Here is a 16840-nt window from a genome sequence, read left to right on the forward strand (position 1 = left end):
AAGTTTCGCTGTACATACGATGTTTCTTTTTTGACATAAATTATTTGTTATTTATGTGGCAAAAAAGTGTCAACCTTTTTCAGTGTAAGACAGTTAGTTGCTATTCTTCAAAAGATCTATACTCATGGAAAAATGAAGGAGTAGCTCTATCGGTTGTGGATGATACTACTCATCTGTTGGCTCGTGGTTGTAAAATAGAAAGACCGAAAGTTATATATAATCAAAAAACAAATAAGTTTGTAATGTGGTGGCATCATGATCTATTAGGCGATGGTCATAAAAATGCTTTAACAGGAGTGGCTGTCAGCGACCATGTGAACGGCCCTTATATTTTACGATCTGTATTCAGACCAAATTCTTGGAATTGGCCTATAAATGTGAAATCATATCATAAAGAAGAAATCCCTTCCACAACATTGGATTTTTATAGTGGCGGAGAATTACCGTCTCATCCCGACTCATTAAACCTCTTAGGCAGAGATTATGAGAAAGGACAGATGTCTCGTGATATGACCTTGTTTGTGGATGATGACGGCACTGCTTACCATATTTATTCTTCTGAAGAAAACAGTACTTTACATATATCTCAATTAACGGATGACTATCTTACATATTCAGGTAAATACAGCCGTTTTTTTATAGGGCGTTTTATGGAGGCTCCAGCTATGTTCAAAAAGAATGATAAATATTACCTCATTATGTCTGGTTGTACAGGTTGGTTACCTAATTCAGGACGTTCAGCTGTAGCTTCTTCTATTTGGGGTCCTTGGGTAGAATTAGGAAATCCTTTTGTCGGGGATAATGCTGGAATATCTTTCGATTCACAAGGTACATTCGTTTTACCCTCACCTTCCCGTAAAGATGAATTTATTTATATAGGAGACCGATGGACTCCTGAGCAAGCTGATAACGCCACATATATATGGCTACCCATTCGTTTTGAAGGAATAAAACCTGTTATTGAATGGAAAGATAGATGGAGATATTAATTTATTATTTTCACTTTTTTGATTCTTTTTTTCTTACCAAAAGCGCTCTCTGCCGATAGAATAGGGTTAGCATAGCTTTGATCTGGTCTGCCGATATACTTCTCTGGCCTTATCTGTAAAATGTTTATTGAACAAGACTTGTATCTGCTGTGGAATTCGTTTTAATGCCACTTGGTTCAGGCAGAAATATAAGGAGTTTAAGAAAGGCATCGGGATAAACATTCCCGACAGACAGGAACGACAGAGAAAAAGTTTTAAACGCTAAATATCATTTGAATTTCAGATATTTATTATATTAGTGATTGATGATGAAAATAACCCTTTATATCTTAAAAAAAGGTTCAAACCTAGTTAAATTGTCTTAAAGACAATTTAACTAGGTTTGAACCAAAAAAATAAACAATAAAGGGATATATTTGAATACAATAATAAAGGAACCTGAAAGTATGTCACATTTTTACGGCATTGAAGTAACCCGGAATTACAAGTTCGGATTCACCTGCGAATCGTGCGGCAGAGTCGTGGAGAAAGAAGCCAGCGTCTCCACTAAAATCGGCTCGGAATATTCCAAAGCCACCACATGGGTATATGTAACGGAAGAACAGGAGCGTGCAATGGTGGAACGGGGGAAAGCGAATTTGACCGCATCTGGAAAATCCAGTTCAGATTGACCCCTGAAACCAAACGAATTTGACCCCTTGCTCCAAAATAAGATTGACCCTTATATCCAAAATAAAAATGACCCCATTGAAATGTATGTCAACATAGACTTTTACGTAATTCCATAATACAGATTACAGGGAAGGAAAGAGAGGTACATGAACCTTTTCCCCGGATATGCGTATAAGTCAATGCTTTAACTTTCCCAAACTTATTATCGGTAACGAAATAGGCACAAATTTAATAACCCCTATTTGTCCACCTTTGACCTATGCACTTCTGCATATATCTTGGGTTCAAAGATACATATAATTTTCATGTTTACAAAATATTTAGCCTTCAATGTATTAGCCTTAGTGCAAGGTGCAAGCTTATCTATATAGATACTTGCACCTTGCACTGGACAATGATAGCGGGATTATTTTACCGCCTTTTCTAATAAAAGCGGTAGTTTTTTCCAAACTTGTAATGATGACCCAGCATAGGTAATATTCCAAAGCCTTTGATTTTGTGAATAAAGACAGTATTACTTTAGGCTTATCTCATTTAATGTAACCACCATTAACTTAATGGTGGTTACATTAAATTATTCATGCGGATTTCATCTTGCACTAAATTTCTGAATAATGTTTGGTGGTTTGAAAAATAGTTCGTATGTTTGCGAACAATAAAACAAAGAAGATGGAAAAAGCAAAAAAGGGATATACAGTTGAACAGGAGCAAATGGCACGTTTTGCCAAAGCACTTTCCCATCCAGTCCGAATTGCCATATTACAATTATTGGCAAGTCAGACTTGTTGTTATCATGGAGATATGTCGGAAATTTTGCCTGTGGCAAAAAGTACGCTGTCTCAACACTTGAAAGAACTGAAAGATGCAGGTTTGATACAGGGCGAAATTACATTGCCTTCTGTTAAGTATTGTATTAATAAGAAAAACTGGTCTTTAGCGAAAAAGTTATTTGAAGCTTTATTGACCGAAGTAGAAGTTGCAGACAGTTGTTGTGATACTCAAAATTAGTGTTTTTTTATGTTGTATATTCGTACATCTACGAAATACGCACTATTCGCAAATGTACGATTGTAATAAATTAGAAATAGGATGCTGATTAGAAAAGTGAAATTAGAAGATTCCCGTAGGATTTGTGAGATTTACAACTACTACGTTGAGAATACGGCTGTAACGTTTGAAACAACCCCTGTGCCTGAAACTGAAATGAAAGAAAGAATCAATGAAATTATTGATTCCGGCTTTCCTTATTATGTAGGTGAAATTGAAGGCAAAGTAGTGGGCTATTACTACATCCATAAATGGAACGGCAGATGTGCTTACTCTTCTACGAAAGAAGTTACCATCTATTTAGATAAAGACTATACAGGGAAAGGGCTGGGTTCTACGCTGTACGAACATTTATTCCAAAACATAGATAGGGAAAACCTTCATGTGTTAATTGCCGGAATCTGCATCCCAAATGAAGGAAGCGTGAAGTTACATGAGAAATTTGGTTTTAAGCAATCTTCTCACATGAAAGAAATCGGATGGAAGTTTGACAAATGGCGGGATGTCGGACATTGGCTGCTTATTTTCAATAATAAAAAATCAGAAGGCAATGAGTAAGAAAAAAATGAGTTTCTTAGATAAGAATCTCACTCTTTGGATATTCTTGGCAATGGCTATCGGAGTTGGACTGGGTTACTTTTTCCCATCGTTCAGCACTACGATAGATTCATTATCCAGTGGAACTACAAACATCCCTTTAGCCATCGGTTTAATCTTAATGATGTATCCGCCATTGGCAAAAGTCGATTATAAACAATTACCGAAGGTTTTCAAGGACGTAAAAATATTATCAGTCTCGTTAATCCTGAATTGGATTATCGGGCCGATATTAATGTTTTTACTTGCCATCATCTTCTTACATGATTACCCGGAATATATGGTAGGTGTAATCCTTATCGGATTAGCACGGTGTATAGCGATGGTTCTTGTGTGGAATGACTTGGCGGAAGGAAATACGGAATACGGTGCTGGTTTAGTAGCCCTGAACAGTATCTTTCAGGTATTCTTTTACAGTTTCTACGCTTGGTTATTTATTACTAAGCTTCCTCCCCTCTTCGGGTTTGAAGGGGCTATCGTTGATATTTCTATCGGTACGATTGCCGAAACAGTTGCCATCTACTTAGGTATTCCTTTCCTAATGGGTATATTGAGCCGACTTATATTAGTGAAATTGAAAGGCGAACAATGGTATAAGGAAAAGTTTATCCCGAAAATATCCCCGATAACCTTAATCGCACTGTTATTTACAATCATTCTTATGTTCAGCCTGAAAGGTGAACTGATTGTACAAATACCAATGGATGTAGTTCGTATAGCTATACCGTTACTTATCTACTTTGTCGTAATGTTCCTGCTTAGTTTCTTCGCAGGTAAGTGGATGGGTGCTTCTTACGATAAAAATGCTTCCATCGCTTTCACTGCTACCGGAAATAACTTTGAACTGGCTATCGCAGTAGCAATCGGCGTATTTGGATTACATAGCGGACAAGCCTTTGCCGGAGTAGTCGGGCCGTTGGTTGAAGTCCCGGTATTAATCCTGTTGGTAAACTTAGCATTTTGGCTTCGGAAGAAATATTATAAATAAACATAGTACAAACCAATAAAAAGACAATCAAATGAAAAAGAGTATTTTAATCGTATTTTTCGCCACTTTGTTAGTTGCCTGCGGTGGTAATACACAAAAGAACAACGGACAAACTACTGGAACAGAAGCTAAAGAACAAGTAACGGATGCTTCTACTGTGAACGTTTACTATTTCCACGGCAAACAACGTTGTAAAACCTGCATTGCAGTGGGTGATGTGACAGAAAAGACCATAAAAGAACTTTATGCGGACAATCCCAGTGTAAAATTCATTGAAGTAAAAACCGATGAAGAGCAAAATGCTTCACTTGTAGAAAAATACGAAGTAACATGGAATGCCCTCATTGTTTCTAAAGGGGACAATTCCATAGATATTACCGACAAAGCATTTGCCAACGCTTTGAATAGTCCTGAAAACCTTACCGACCTTATCAAAACCGAAGTCGATAAAAGGTTATGATGGAGTTTTTACAAAACCTTGTCGATGGGTCTAACTTTCCATTATTGACAGCATTTCTCTTGGGAATAATGACCGCAATCAGCCCTTGCCCGTTGGCAACCAATATTACTGCTACGGCTTACTTGAGTAAAGATATAGGCGATAAACGTAGGGTAATGTTCAATGGTGTATTCTATACGCTTGGTAGAATGTTTACCTACACGGTACTCGGATTGATTTTCTATTTCGGAGCAAGCCAGTTTCAGGTAGCCAAATTACTGCAAAACGTAGGTGGGATGTGGCTGGGAATAGCATTGGTTATTATCGGAATATTTATGTTGGACATTATCAAAATAAAGCTTCCGGGAATGAATAAGCTAACTTCAAAGATAGAAAACAAAGAAGGAAAGAAAACCTACCTCGATGCGTTCTTACTGGGATTACTTTTTGCGCTTGCTTTCTGCCCTTATAGCGGGGTTTTGTATTTCGGCGGATTAATCCCGATGACGATTGCCAGCCCATCAGGATTACTGCTTCCACCTGTATTTGCTATTGCAACGGGATTACCCGTTATCATCATCGCATGGCTTTTGGCATATAGCGTGAGTAACGTGGGGAAATTCTATAACAAAATGAGTGTTTTTCAAAAATGGTTCAAATGGATTGTGGCAGCGATATTTATTGTTGTCGGAATCTATTATATAATAACAGGAATTTAATAATTACAAATATGGAAATCATTGTATTAGGTACAGGTTGTGCCAAATGTAAAACAACCTACGAAACAGTAAAGAAAGTAATTGAAGATAACGGATTAGATATAAAATTGTCCAAACAGGAAGATATTATGGAAATCATGAAATATAATGTAATGACCTTGCCGGGCATAGTTGTGGACGGTGAAGTAAAAATCAAAGGTCACGTTCCTTCCGAAAGCGAAATCCGCCAACTGTTGGGAGTATAATAAAGCTACACATGGAAACTAAAAAAGAGTTGAAAATCCTTCTTTGGATGGTTGTCATTTTCGCCGGAGTATTTTTCCTACCCTTAGGCAGTGAACGGTTTATGACAGCGATTGATGCAACACTCGACTTGTCGAAGTGGTACGCACAAGAACACGTTGTCATGTGTCTTCTACCTGCCTTTTTCATTGCAGGTGTGATAGCCGTTTTTATCAGTCAGGGGGCAGTTTTGAAATATTTCGGAGCAAATGCTAAGAAATGGCTGTCCTATACGGTTGCCGCTGTTTCTGGTGCTATTTTGGCGGTATGTTCCTGTACTATATTACCCTTGTTTACAAGCATCTATAAACGTGGAGCAGGATTAGGACCAGCCATTGCGTTCCTGTATTCAGGACCTGCAATTAGCATTTTATCCATTATTCTCACATGGCGTATTCTTGGGGTGGAAATGGGTGTTGCCCGCATGATTGGGGCAATTACATTTTCAGTTGTTATCGGACTGATTATGTCTTTTATCTATCGAAAAGAAGAAAAAGCCAAAAAAGAAGAACAAATGAATATTGTTCCTCCACCTGCTAAACGTCCTATGTCGCAAACTATGCTCCATTTCTTTACACTGGTATTTATTCTTGTCTTTGCGAATTGGGGTGCGCCTGCAGCCGATGATACTTCAAGTATATGGTTCTACATATTTACTTATAAATGGCATATAACAGGTGCGCTTTCTCTTATACTCGCTTATTCCCTCGTAACTATATTGAAAATTAAATGGCAATGGGTGCTGACAGGTGTTTTGGCGACAGGATTATCTGCGTTTCTGGCTTACCAATTCATACCAAACCCGAAGTTAGTCCCGCTTGTTCCGATGATTGTTGGTATTGCTGCTCTATCTCTCGTTACTCTCTTTGATAAACGGGATGATGAAAACCGGGAATGGACACTTTCGGCGTGGGGATTTGCCAAACAAATAATGCCCTTGCTCGCTATCGGTGTGGTTACGGCAGGTTTCCTGCTCGGTTCTACACACGACAATACAGCCATTCCGGGTGTTATACCGAACGAATGGATTGAGTGGGCGGTAGGTGGGAACTCCTTGCTATCGAACTTCTTTGCCAGTTTTACAGGGGCATTTATGTATTTTGCAACGCTGACCGAAGTGCCTATTATTCAAGGCTTACTCGCTTCCGGAATGGGAAAAGGCCCTGCATTGGCTTTGCTACTGGCAGGCCCTTCACTTTCCCTGCCTAATATGCTTGTTATTCGTGGTGTGATGGGTACGCAAAAGACGGTTGTATATGTAACACTGGTCATTATCATGGCAACTATCTCCGGTCTTGTTTATGGAACATTTTTTTAAGAATACAATGCAATGAAAATATTGATTCTATGTACAGGAAATAGCTGTCGCAGCCAAATGGCTCATGGCTTTCTGCAATCGTTTGACGAAGAAATCGAAGTCTTTTCAGCAGGTACAAAACCTGCTGATGAAGTAAATCCGATGGCTATTGAAGTAATGGCAGAAGTAGGAATTGACATTAGCAATCACAAACCGCATAATGTGAATGAATATATTGGTCAGGTATGGGATTATGTAATAACCGTTTGTGATGAAGCCAATGAAACCTGCCCTGTATTTACAGGCGAAGTGACACAACGTCTGCACTTCGGATTTAGTGACCCATCAAGAGCAAAAGGTACACCGGAATTTATCAAAGACCCGTTTTATCGGACAAGGTTTGAGATAAAGAATAAGTTTTCCGAATTTTACATTACACAGATATTAAAGAAAGAAATGCCCAAATGTGCCTGTTCCGGCGAATGGGAATAAAACAGCAATAAGTTATGAATAATAGTAATGATAAGCTAAAAGAAATAGTAAAACGGAAATATAGCGATATTGCTTTGCAAGGAAAAGAAACAGGCTGTTGTTGTGGGTGCAGTCCTACAAAAGAAGTCTATAATATTATGAGCGATGACTATTCAACGCTCAAAGGATACAACGAAGATGCTGACCTCGGACTTGGCTGTGGATTGCCTACCCAATATGCAGGTATAGAGAAAGGAAATACTGTTATTGACCTCGGTTCAGGTGCTGGGAATGATTGTTTTATTGCACAGGCAGAAGTTGGTGATGAAGGAAAAGTCATTGGTATTGACTTTTCAGAACCCATGATAGAAAAGGCTAAAGCCAATGCAAAGAAACGTGGAATACAAAACGTGAGTTTTCGGCAGGGAGATATTGAAGATATGCCCGTAAGTGCAGGTCGTGCCGATGTGGTTATAAGTAACTGCGTACTGAATTTACTACCTTCCAAAGACCGGATATTCCATGAAATATACCGTGTGTTAAAGACCGGGGGACATTTTTGCATATCGGATGTCGTTCTCAATGAAGAAATACCCGAAAAGTTGAAACATGCAGCAGAAATGTACGTCGGTTGTGTATCGGGAGCAATTCCAAAAGCTCAATATCTTGAGAAAATAAAAGAAGCTGGATTTGCAGAAATTATCATTTGTAAGGAAAAAGAAATTACCATTCCCGATGAAATTCTTGAAAAGTATCTTAACGAAGATGAAATAAATGCTTTCAAAACCGTGAATGCGATTGTTTCCATAACAGTTACCGGAAGAAAAAACTCTGGGGGGTGTTCATGCGGTGGATGTTGTTAAAAGAATATAGTTATGAATGAATTATTTGAAAAAGGAGTCATACTGAATATGGCAGAAATGGTTGAATACTCAACTGGTGGAGTAATCAGCAAACAAGTATTGAAGAATGAAGCAGGCAACATTACCCTGTTTTCTTTCGACAAAGGACAGGGACTAAGCGAGCATACCGCCCCATTTGATGCTATGGTAGAAATTTTAGACGGAGAAGCTGAAATTTCCATAAACGGTAAACCCTTGATGCTGGTTACTGGTCAGTCTATAATTATGCCTGCGGGTATTCCTCATGCTTTGTATGCAAGCAAGCAATTTAAGATGTTGCTTACTATGATTAAAGGGTAAGGATTATAAAGTGAAGGTGATTTCAGACGGCAGTTTTACTACTGTCAAGCGAAAGAAAAAATATATAATGCTATAAGACAGGGATAAAGAGAAAAGGACATCATCTTTTTCTCTTCCTGTTTGGCGAATCAAATCTTTCATCGTATATTTGCGATTGATTTCGAGTGATATTTTTTTATTACAAATCATCGTATATTTACGATATGCGATAAAATAAGTTAATTATATAGTGATATGGAAAAAAGAAAATTGAAAATCAGTGAAAGCATTGCAATATTTTTGCTTTCACTTATGACTGTCACTGGCAGTTATGCGCAAGAAAAAATGACTTCTACAAATAGCAGTCAAGTTACAAAACAAGATGAAATTGTTTCTGTATTGAAACAGGGCAAAGCGATTTTTGTTGTGATTAGCAAACAGGGATTAAAGGATAAGGAAAAAGCTTTATCTGTATGCAAAGAATCTCAAAAAGCATTATCCGGCAAAGTCGAAACGATTGAAGTGGATGCAGATAATAAGGCTGACGAAAACCTACTGAAAACACTTAAAATAACAGAACCCTTGAAAGAACCTGTTACCATCGTGATAAACAAACAAGGTTTTGTAACGGGGCAATTCACAGGAGTTCCTAAAGAATCCGACCTTATTGCTGCATCAAAGAAGGTTGTCCAAAGTGGCTGTTGTTCCCGCTAATAATCTAAAGTTACCCAGCAAGTTTGGGAGTTTCATTTTGCAATAATTATTAATAATTAAAAAGAAAACGATGAAGAAAATTGTCATGGTGATTATAGCTGTCTTTGCGGTAAGCATAGCTAATGCACAAGATTTTTGTCTTGGTGGCTCTTTGGGCTTTTGGAACAATAACAGTGCAGATAAAACAACCTTATCCATAACGCCGGATATAGGTTACAGCCTCTCAAGTAAATGGTATCTTGGAATTGGTATCGGTTATCAATACACTAAACACGAAGACTTAAAAATTAATTCTTTCACGTTAAATCCATACGCTCGTTATTCTTACTTTACAGCAGGGAAAGTAAGGCTGTTTATGGATGGAACATTCGGTTTATCTAATGACAAGCCGACAGGTCGTAAATCTGAAACCGCTTGGCAGGTTGGAGTGAAACCGGGCATGATAATTGGTCTGACTGATAGGTTTAGTTTAGCAGCCCATTTTGGATTCTTAGGATACAGGGATACAGATAGCGATATAAATGCTTTGGGAGAAAAAGGCTGGGGCTTAGACCTTAGCGGAAATAGTTTAAGTTTCGGTTTTTTTTATAGCTTCTAATTTTTTTAATCAAAATATCCATCGTATATTTGCGATTGATTTAAAAGTAACAGATATGGCATTTAGTAAAGCAGAACAATTTGATGAAAAGGATGTGGCAATAGCACGTTATGCTAAAGCATTAAGCCATCCGGCAAGGGTTGCCATTTTAAGGCTTCTTTCAAAGCAGGACTATTGCTATTGTGGTGATATAGTCGAAGATTTGCCTATTGCTCAATCTACCGTTTCACAGCATTTGAAAGAACTAAAAAATGCAGGATTGATTGAAGGCGAAATTACTCCACCGAAGGTTCGGTATTGTATTAGTAAAGAACATTATACTATTGCAAAACAATTTTTCAAAGAGCTTTTTGAATAAAATTTTTTACCCTATATTATCGTATATTTACGATATAGGATTAATGAGATAAACAATAAAATAATACAGAAAACAATGAGTAAATCAAAAACAATTTGGACAACAATTATGGGGGTATTATCCTCTATTCTTGCTATGCTTGGGTTAGTAGGTTGCTGTGGACTACCAATATTAGCGGGTATCCTTGCTGCATTAGGCATTGGTGCTTCACAGCTTAGTTTTTTTGCCGAATACCGATGGTGGTTTATCGGGTTTGCAATTCTATCATTACTGTTTGGCTTTTATCAGGTCTATTTCAAGAAGAAAGGCAGTTGTTGTGGGACAGAGAAAGAAAATAGCTGCTGTGCAAGCGAATCAGAAAAAACAGGTAAACCAAAATCCCGGCTATTCCAAAAAATATTTCTTTGGACAGGTGCTGTAATCATTGTTGCCATGTTAGTAATCGGCTTTAATGAAAGTAAAACCGTAAACTCACCTAATGGCGGGTGTTGCCCAACGGAAGAACTGATACAGATTCAGGATAATTCAGGTTGCTGTCCGGCAACACAGCCAACCACTACTGAAACGCAAAAGGAGCAAAAAGCACCCAGTTGTTGCCCTCAATAAATAAAATAATCTACATAAATTTTAAATATGAACACGTTAATAGAAACAATCAAGTATTTCTTGTTTATCTCTGCGGAGTTACTCGTCTTATTCATGCTTATAAGTATGATAGTTGAAATAATTCTTATGTACATTCCGGCAGAAAAAATTCAAAAAAAACTATCCGGCAAAGGAATTACAGGTAACATCCTCGGAGCAGTTTTTGGTTCACTAACCCCATTTTGCGCCTGTTCAACAATTCCTATGACAGTAGGTTTGCTTAATGCAGGCGTGCCATTCGGTTCTACCATGTCATTCCTTATCGCATCACCTTTACTTAATCCGATTATCATAGGAATGCTTGGCGTTATGGTCGGGATAAAAGCTGCCATTATGTATTTCATCGTAGCCTTCATCAGTGCTGTTGCTTTCGGTTATGTTTTGGAGAAAACAGGCGGTATCAAGTACATGAAAAATGTGAGAATTAAAAGTGCAGCGGAAAATACGGAAGAAGCTGTAAGTAAGCGCAAGTTACCATTTAAAGAAAAAATAAAGTTATCCTTTATTGCTGCTTGGGGAAGCATGAAACCTATTCTTGGCTACCTCTTTATAGGGGTGGGAATTGGTGCTGCTATTTACGGTTATCTGCCCGAAGATTTTGTAGTCAAAATAGCCGGGCCTGATAATCCTTTCGCTATTCCTGTTGCTGCAATCGTAGGCGTACCACTTTATATACGGGCAGAAACGGCAATACCTATCGGGTTGGCATTATTAGGCAAAGGTATGAGTATCGGTGCTGTGGTTGCATTAATCATTGGTGGTGCAGGAATGGCAATACCCGAAATGTCGATGCTTGCAGGTATATTCAAAAGAAAAATGGTCTTTATGATAGTGGCAGTAATATTTTTTACAGCAGTTATCGCAGGGTATGTTTTCAATCTATTTTATTAATTCAATAAGTTTCAAATCATGGAAAAGAAAGAGAAAAAAGGATTTTTTAGTTCTCTGTTTGCATCTAACAATAAAGGATGTAGTTGTGGACTACAAATAGAGGAAGTTCCGGTAAATGAAAGTACTGACAAACAAGTGTCAGACAAACAAGAAGAAAAGAAAGAAGGGGATAATTCTGGGCAGCAAACCAATCAGGTTAATCGTGGTTGTGGGTGCTGATAGATGATACCTTCTATGTAGGCTCACCTACTTTTGAGAAAAGAACCTGAAACTGTTATTAACGGATTCAGGTTCTTATTGTTTTATCCTATATAAAAATAATATGAAAGAGAGAGAATTGGAACACATCTATTAGGAATTAAAAGAAAACATCAATGAAAGAAATAACAATAAAAGACTATTTCAGCAATCTACTACAAGATGTTGATTCAGAAATTCAAACAATCGAATTAAACGAATCTGACTTTCTCCATGTTTGTAAAAATGTCATTAATTACTTGCAAGATGTAATGTCTGAATTAAAGTCTTTCATATTGAAATATAATTTTAGTGATAATTCAGAGGAAATATATTTCTTCAAACATTTAAAACCGCAAATCAGCAGTAAATTAATCTATTACAATAGCATTTATAATATTGAGTTGAAACGCCCTACCGGAAGCGATGATGTTCAAACACAATACTATGTTTCGGAATTAGATTTTCTGACTACCTTCTTTAATCAGAATCTCACTTTCTATCAATACTACCGGACAAATGCTTGTTATCTTGACGATAAGTATTTTCTTCGTGGAAAACCTGATATTCATTTAATTATAGATAATTCCTTTTTTGATTCAGACCCACAGTTCTCCACCAGTTATGATTTCAAGGTTGCAAAAATTTTAGCTAATGAATTACTTAAAATTCATCTCACCAATAGAACAAAAGAGCTAACAAATGAGGGACTTCGAAAGAAAAATAATGGTTCTTGTTGTCAAATGGTCTGGACGGGGTCAAAACGTGGACTTGTAGAACTGATTTACGCCTTTGATACTTGTGGTGCATTCGATAAGGGAACTGTTGATATAAAAACAATAGCAGAAAATTTTGAAGCAATGTTTAATATTGACTTAGGGGACTTTTATCACATATATATGGAAATAAAGGGACGTAAGATTAACAGAACAAGGTATTTAGATATTCTTCAAAAGGCTCTTCTTCGGCGGATGGAAGAAGAGGACTAATAATCATCAATCCGATACGAGGTACTGGCAAGTTACCAAAGGCGAAGCAATCAATGTTTCGCCTTTTTTTATTGAAAAAAATATCGCCACAGGTGGGCGAAACTGTGGTTTTTGTTCAAACAAATCCCTTCATCTTTGCAGCAAATCAATAAGTTACAATTATGGATGTCATAACGATAGAATCGAAAGCATTTAAGGAATTGGAAGCAAAGATTAATGCTATTGCAGATTATATCCTTAACAAACAGGAATCGGAAGATATAAACGAAGATGAAATATGGGTGGATAGTTACGAAGTCTGCACATTCTTAAAAATCAGCGACAAAACATTACAAAGGCTTCGAGTATCAGGCACAATCGCCTATTCCAATATTCGGGGTCGGTATTTCTACAAAATAGGAGAAATCAAACGGATGCTGGAAGAACGGCTGATTAGAAGCAATTCAGAATGTTTAAATGACTTAGTAACAAATCACAAGCTGTATGTTAAGGAAAGAAGAAATCTTAGAAAGAACAAGTAACGGATTGAACGTTTTTAGATATTACATTGCTTGTCAATGGCGTGTTGGACGTAATTTCTTCAACCCATTGTATAAAGACAGCAAGGCTTCGTGTAATATTTATTTTGACCGAAAAGCCGGAGTATATAAGTTGAAAGACTTTGGGAATGACGAGTATAGTGGGGATTGTTTCTACCTCGTAGGAAAACTGAAAGGTTTGAACTGTAATAATGCTAATGATTTTGTCGAGATACTGAAAACCATTAATCAGGATTTATCGCTTGGATTATCAGAGAATACAGATAATTCTGCACCATATAACCCGAAGGAATCTATACTTGTCATTCCTGAAAAGAAAGCTAAACCATATAGCTTTCAGGAACAAAAATTTTCTCGGAATGAATTGGAATACTGGGAAAAGTTCGGCATCACTCCTGAAATATTGATACTGTATAAGGTATGTTCTATTAGAGAGTTCAAAAGTGAAAATTCAGAAGGAAAGCCTTATTTCATAACTTCATCATTGGGCGAACCGATATTTGGTTATAAAAACAAACGATATATCAAGCTATACCGTCCATTTTCCAAAATGCGATTCCTATATGGGGGTGATATGGGGGAAAATTACAGCTTCGGATTGGAACAGTTACCAGCCAAAGGTGATACAGTCTTTATTACTGGCGGTGAAAAAGATGTTCTTTCCCTCGCAGCAAAGGGATTTCATGCAATATGCTTCAATAGTGAAACCGTAAACATTCCGACAACTATCATTCATAAACTGTCATTCCGGTTCAAACATATCATTTTGCTTTATGATGTAGATAAAACCGGGCTTGAGAGTTCTTCCAAACATGAAAAGCAGTTGGCGGAATACGGCGTAAAACGCCTTCTATTACCACTTTCAGGAACAAAAGAAGAGAAAGATATATCCGATTATTTCGGGCTTGGAAATAGCCGTGAATCGTTCCTGAAACTCTTCCTTGATTTTTTAGATACTCTATACAGCGATACTATGACTATGCTGAAATCGTGCGAAATAGATTTTAACAACCCTCCGGCAAAGGCACAGGAAATCATATCTGCCGGGGATGTACCACTGGGAACACAAGGAAATATCCTTTGCATCACAGGTGGTGAAGGTACAGGTAAAAGCAACTATGTTGCTGCGTTGGTTGCCGGGTCAATCAGACCGGAAAATATTTGTATTGATACACTGGGAATCAATGTACACGAAAATAGCCAAAATAAAGCCGTCCTGTTGTATGATACAGAACAGTCCGAAGTACAACTGTTTAAGAATGTTTCCAACCTATTAAAGCGGGCAAAACAACCGGAAAAGCCGGAAGAGTTGAAAGCCTTCTGTCTTACCGGGATGTCCCGCAAAGAACGTTTACAGGCTATTGTACAAAGCATGGATAAGTTTCATTATCAATATGGCGGTATCCAGTTGGTCGTAATAGATGGTATTGCCGATTTGGTACATTCAGCCAATGATGAAGCCGAAAGTTTGCGGGTTGTCGATGAACTCTACCGATTGGCTGGAATATATCAGACCTGTATTGTGTGTGTATTGCACTATGTCCCGAACGGATTAAAGCTTCGTGGACACTTGGGGTCGGAACTGCAACGGAAATCGGCTGCCATCCTCTCCATCGAACTGGATAATGAACCGACTGTATCAGTAGTAAAAGCCTTAAAGGTTCGGGAAGGCAGCCCGTTGGATGTTCCATTAATGCTTTTTTCTTGGGATAAGGAAACCGGGATGCACCTATATCGTGGTGAAAAGCCCCGTGAAGAAAAAGAGAAGCGGAAAGAAAAAGAACTGGTAAGCGTAGCCCGTGAAGTGTTCGACCAGCAAACATTTATCACTTATATAGACCTGTGCGAACAGATACAGCAGATTATGGATGTAAAGGAACGCACGGCGAAAAGTTATATACGCTTTATGCGGGAGAAGGAAATTATCATTAAAGACCCTTCAAATCAGAGTTATTTTATCAAAGGTCATTTTTAATCGGTTATTGTTATGAATATAGATAGAGAAACATTCATCGCTTGGATGGAACGTATAATGGATAGGTTCGATATGACCGAAAAGAAAATCGACCGATTGACAACCCAGCGTAATTGTTTGGATGGTGAACAGCTTTTGGATAATCAGGATTTGATGTTTCTCTTGAAAGTTAGCCTTCGCACACTCCAGCGTTATCGGAAAAAAGGTATCCTGCCCTATATAAAACTGGATGATGGTCGATGCTATTATAAAGCCACCGATGTACATAAGTTGATTCGGGAGAAACTGTAAAAAATAATAGCTTATATCACCGACTTTCAGTATCTTTGCAGAGGAAAATTTGAGATAAAAAGCTGAAAGTTAATCTTTCAGTATTGATATATAACATAACGTTCGCAGAACGTCTCGATACGAAAACTGGCAATTTTCAAAAGAATAGGGACTACTGTGCAATGTCTATGCTATCGTTGTATAGCGTGGGCTTGCCTGTCTTCTATTCTTAGGTATGCCAGTACCTCGTATCGGAGCAGTGTGAGTTCCACGCTTCTTTTTGATGGGCTGGCGAACAGTTTAATAACTGTTTAATACCTATTGATATGGGAATTTTAAAAGCGCAAATAGTTGTATCTCTTGACGGGTTTATTGCTCGTAAGGATGGTGAAATTGACTGGATTACAAAAGAAGTAAAAGAATCTATCAGCAAAGTATATAGTTCCGCAGAAATGCTGATTTCCGGCACAAATACCTATAATTTTATTTTTGAACGGTGGGGTGGTTGGCCATACAAAAGTAAAAAGACTTTTGTTGTCGCAAATACTCCCATAAATACTATTCAGGAAGAGTATTTATCTTTCATAACCGACAATCCTTTTGATGTTATTCAGGGACTAAAAAAAGAAACAGAATCCAATTTGGTAGTTATTGGGGGCGGTAAACTTATCACATCTTTAATCAATACTCAACTGCTGGATGAATTGACAATTTACACTGTTCCTATCATGTTGGGCGAAGGTGTTTCTTTTATCGGAAGAACAATCGGTTCAGAATGGGAATTATCAGATTGTCATTCACTGGATGGTGGGATATTATGTGCGACATATCATTTTAGGCATGAATTAAATTGAAAAGCACCCAGTGTCCCCACCGGGTGCTAACCACAAAAATCCTCAATTACGGATAGCATAAAATCTATTCATAATGGAATTTTCTGTG

Annotated in this window: 23 protein-coding genes; all 23 read left to right on the forward strand. The window is 37.7% G+C overall.

Annotated elements, in window-relative coordinates:
- Positions 1–989 (forward strand): glycoside hydrolase family 43 protein (locus tag M2135_RS07735; protein WP_280747958.1); only part of this gene is annotated, 989 nt, incomplete at its 5' end.
- Between the two features lie 416 nt (positions 990–1405).
- Positions 1406–1660: a hypothetical protein gene (locus M2135_RS07740; RefSeq protein ID WP_280747959.1), complete on the forward strand. Its 255-nt coding sequence runs from the start codon at positions 1406–1408 to the stop codon at positions 1658–1660.
- Between the two features lie 670 nt (positions 1661–2330).
- Complete coding sequence (locus tag M2135_RS07745) at positions 2331–2669, forward strand: metalloregulator ArsR/SmtB family transcription factor (protein ID WP_163219604.1); 339 nt, start codon at positions 2331–2333, stop codon at positions 2667–2669.
- Positions 2670–2750: 81 nt separating this feature from the next.
- Positions 2751–3266: a GNAT family N-acetyltransferase gene (locus M2135_RS07750; RefSeq protein ID WP_163219602.1), complete on the forward strand. Its 516-nt coding sequence runs from the start codon at positions 2751–2753 to the stop codon at positions 3264–3266.
- Positions 3259–4293, forward strand: coding sequence for an ACR3 family arsenite efflux transporter (gene arsB, locus M2135_RS07755; RefSeq protein ID WP_163219600.1), 1035 nt, complete (start codon positions 3259–3261; stop codon positions 4291–4293). Before M2135_RS07750 ends, arsB begins: the two co-directional genes overlap by 8 nt.
- Positions 4294–4324: 31 nt before the next feature.
- On the forward strand, positions 4325–4753 hold the full coding sequence (locus M2135_RS07760) for a nitrophenyl compound nitroreductase subunit ArsF family protein (RefSeq protein WP_163219598.1): 429 nt from the start codon (positions 4325–4327) through the stop codon (positions 4751–4753).
- Complete coding sequence (locus M2135_RS07765) at positions 4753–5451, forward strand: aromatic aminobenezylarsenical efflux permease ArsG family transporter (RefSeq protein WP_163219631.1); 699 nt, start codon at positions 4753–4755, stop codon at positions 5449–5451. The genes M2135_RS07760 and M2135_RS07765 overlap by 1 nt, the downstream gene beginning before the upstream one ends.
- 11 nt (positions 5452–5462) lie before the next feature.
- The gene (locus tag M2135_RS07770) at positions 5463–5696 is read left to right on the forward strand and encodes a thioredoxin family protein (RefSeq protein ID WP_163219596.1); all 234 of its coding nucleotides are present in this window, start codon (positions 5463–5465) and stop codon (positions 5694–5696) included.
- Between the two features lie 11 nt (positions 5697–5707).
- The gene (locus M2135_RS07775; protein WP_163219594.1) at positions 5708–7051 is read left to right on the forward strand and encodes a permease; all 1344 of its coding nucleotides are present in this window, start codon (positions 5708–5710) and stop codon (positions 7049–7051) included.
- A 12-nt stretch (positions 7052–7063) separates the two neighbouring features.
- On the forward strand, positions 7064–7522 hold the full coding sequence (locus M2135_RS07780) for an arsenate reductase ArsC (protein ID WP_163219593.1): 459 nt from the start codon (positions 7064–7066) through the stop codon (positions 7520–7522).
- A 14-nt stretch (positions 7523–7536) separates the two neighbouring features.
- Positions 7537–8364 (forward strand): arsenite methyltransferase, encoded by an 828-nt coding sequence (arsM, locus tag M2135_RS07785; protein ID WP_163219591.1) that lies wholly within the window; start codon positions 7537–7539, stop codon positions 8362–8364.
- A gap of 12 nt (positions 8365–8376) precedes the next feature.
- The gene (locus tag M2135_RS07790) at positions 8377–8703 is read left to right on the forward strand and encodes a cupin domain-containing protein (protein WP_163219589.1); all 327 of its coding nucleotides are present in this window, start codon (positions 8377–8379) and stop codon (positions 8701–8703) included.
- A gap of 234 nt (positions 8704–8937) precedes the next feature.
- A complete protein-coding gene (locus M2135_RS07795; protein WP_163219587.1) occupies positions 8938–9396 on the forward strand; it encodes a hypothetical protein in 459 nt (152 codons plus the stop codon).
- A gap of 70 nt (positions 9397–9466) precedes the next feature.
- Positions 9467–9994 (forward strand): outer membrane beta-barrel protein, encoded by a 528-nt coding sequence (locus M2135_RS07800; RefSeq protein WP_163355174.1) that lies wholly within the window; start codon positions 9467–9469, stop codon positions 9992–9994.
- Between the two features lie 55 nt (positions 9995–10049).
- Positions 10050–10352 carry a winged helix-turn-helix domain-containing protein gene (locus M2135_RS07805; RefSeq protein WP_163219584.1) on the forward strand — a complete coding sequence of 101 codons (303 nt, stop codon included), beginning with the start codon at positions 10050–10052 and terminating at the stop codon, positions 10350–10352.
- A 75-nt stretch (positions 10353–10427) separates the two neighbouring features.
- Positions 10428–10958, forward strand: coding sequence for a hypothetical protein (locus tag M2135_RS07810; RefSeq protein WP_163219582.1), 531 nt, complete (start codon positions 10428–10430; stop codon positions 10956–10958).
- Positions 10959–10985: 27 nt separating this feature from the next.
- Positions 10986–11888 (forward strand): permease, encoded by a 903-nt coding sequence (locus tag M2135_RS07815; protein ID WP_163219580.1) that lies wholly within the window; start codon positions 10986–10988, stop codon positions 11886–11888.
- An 18-nt stretch (positions 11889–11906) separates the two neighbouring features.
- Positions 11907–12107, forward strand: a complete 201-nt coding sequence (locus M2135_RS07820; RefSeq protein ID WP_163219568.1) for a hypothetical protein — start codon at positions 11907–11909, stop codon at positions 12105–12107.
- Positions 12108–12262: 155 nt separating this feature from the next.
- Complete coding sequence (locus M2135_RS07825; RefSeq protein ID WP_163219578.1) at positions 12263–13114, forward strand: RteC domain-containing protein; 852 nt, start codon at positions 12263–12265, stop codon at positions 13112–13114.
- A 161-nt stretch (positions 13115–13275) separates the two neighbouring features.
- Positions 13276–13635: a helix-turn-helix domain-containing protein gene (locus M2135_RS07830; RefSeq protein ID WP_163219576.1), complete on the forward strand. Its 360-nt coding sequence runs from the start codon at positions 13276–13278 to the stop codon at positions 13633–13635.
- Positions 13598–15628 (forward strand): bifunctional DNA primase/helicase, encoded by a 2031-nt coding sequence (locus tag M2135_RS07835; protein ID WP_163219574.1) that lies wholly within the window; start codon positions 13598–13600, stop codon positions 15626–15628. Before M2135_RS07830 ends, M2135_RS07835 begins: the two co-directional genes overlap by 38 nt.
- Before the next feature lie 12 nt (positions 15629–15640).
- Positions 15641–15919 (forward strand): helix-turn-helix domain-containing protein, encoded by a 279-nt coding sequence (locus M2135_RS07840; protein ID WP_163219572.1) that lies wholly within the window; start codon positions 15641–15643, stop codon positions 15917–15919.
- Between the two features lie 305 nt (positions 15920–16224).
- The gene (locus tag M2135_RS07845) at positions 16225–16752 is read left to right on the forward strand and encodes a dihydrofolate reductase family protein (RefSeq protein ID WP_163219570.1); all 528 of its coding nucleotides are present in this window, start codon (positions 16225–16227) and stop codon (positions 16750–16752) included.
- The last annotated feature ends 88 nt before the right edge of the window (positions 16753–16840 follow it).

This window comes from Parabacteroides sp. PF5-9 (assembly GCF_029893105.1).
Taxonomy (GTDB): domain Bacteria; phylum Bacteroidota; class Bacteroidia; order Bacteroidales; family Tannerellaceae; genus JARXWG01.